The 1,327-nt window shown below is 76.0% G+C and carries 2 protein-coding genes; both read right to left on the bottom strand.

The features are described 5' to 3' along the window. The coding region (locus tag FOE67_RS25845; RefSeq protein WP_182667243.1) for a zinc-dependent metalloprotease at positions 1–741 on the bottom strand (741 nt) is incomplete at its 3' end. Between the two features lie 181 nt (positions 742–922). Next, the coding region (locus tag FOE67_RS25850) for a D-alanyl-D-alanine carboxypeptidase (RefSeq protein WP_182667244.1) at positions 923–1,327 on the bottom strand (405 nt) is incomplete at its 5' end.

Genomic DNA, 1,327 nt, shown 5'->3' on the forward strand with positions numbered 1-1,327 from the left:
GGGGTCGCCGGGGGCCCCCGCCCCGCTCCCCGTCCCGTCCTCCGGGCCTCGCCCGGAGAACGACTGTGCGGCCCCCCGCAGGCGCTCGAGCAGCGTGGAGGGGTCCATGTCCGCCTCGGAGAGGAAGGCCTGGATCTCGCCCCGCAGGTGGTCGCGCAGCCACGGAACGGCACCGAACTGGGTGCGGTGGGTCTCCTCGTGCAGGCACACCCACAGCCGGAAGTCGTGCGGGTCCACCTCCAGCTCGCGCTCCACGTGGACGATGTTCGGGGCCACCAGCAGCAGTCGGCCGCCGCCCTCGCCGCCGGGCAGCTGCGTGGTCGTCGGCGCGAAGGTCTCGTACTGCCCCAGCACCCGGGAGGAGAGGAAGGCCATCAGCATGCCCACCTCGACCCCGGTGACCTTGCCGCCGACCGCGGTCAGCGCCGCGCCACCGGGCACCGACGCGCGGCGCTCCCGCATGCGGTCGATCATCGGGCGCAGCAGTTCGCGGAAGCCCGCGACGTTGGCCCGCACCCAGCCGGGGCGGTCCACGATCAGCACCGGGGTGTCCAGCCCCCGGGTGTCCAGGCCCGTGAACCCGCGGACGTGGTGCTGCGAGGCCACGGCGTGCCGCCGGAGCTCCGCGACGACCGCGCGGGCCTCGTCCCGGCCGACCTCCGGGCCGGGCCGGACGATGCGGTTGGCGGTGGCCACCGCCAGGTTCCAGTCCACCGGATCCGTTCCACCGAGACGTGTCATGGCATCCACGGTACGGGGCGAACCGAACGAACGGGTACGGCGGGACGATCCCGACCCGCACCCGACCCGCACCCGACCCGCACCCGACCGGCACCGACGGGCCCCGGACCCCCGGCCACCGGGGGCACGGGGGACGCCCTCCCGGTGCCCCCGGGCCGATTCGGCGGGTCGGCCGGTCGGGTCAGCCGCAGCCGCAACGGCTCAGCGCCGCAGCCGCCCGGTCCAGGGCGTTCTGCGCGGCCGTCGCCGAGGCGGTGCCCTCGGTGAGGAACGCGAAGGCCAGGACCCGGCCGTCGCTGTCCACCACCGTGCCCGCCAGGGCGTTCACGCCGGTGAGGGTGCCGGTCTTGGCCCGCACCACGCCCGCCCCCACGTCCGGGTAGCGGGAGTCCAGGGTGCCGGTGAAACCCGCCACCGGCAGGCCGGTGAGCACCGGCCGCAGTTCCGGCCGGGCGGGATCGGCGGCCAGCGCGAGCAACCCGACCAGGCTGTCGGTGGTCATCCGGCCCGAACGGTCCAGGCCGCTGCCGTCCACCACCCGCACCCCGTCCATCGGCAGCCCGAGGTCGGCGAGCGCCTCGGTGAC

The organism is Streptomyces calidiresistens, from assembly GCF_014141525.1.
Lineage (GTDB): Bacteria > Actinomycetota > Actinomycetes > Streptomycetales > Streptomycetaceae > Streptomyces > Streptomyces calidiresistens.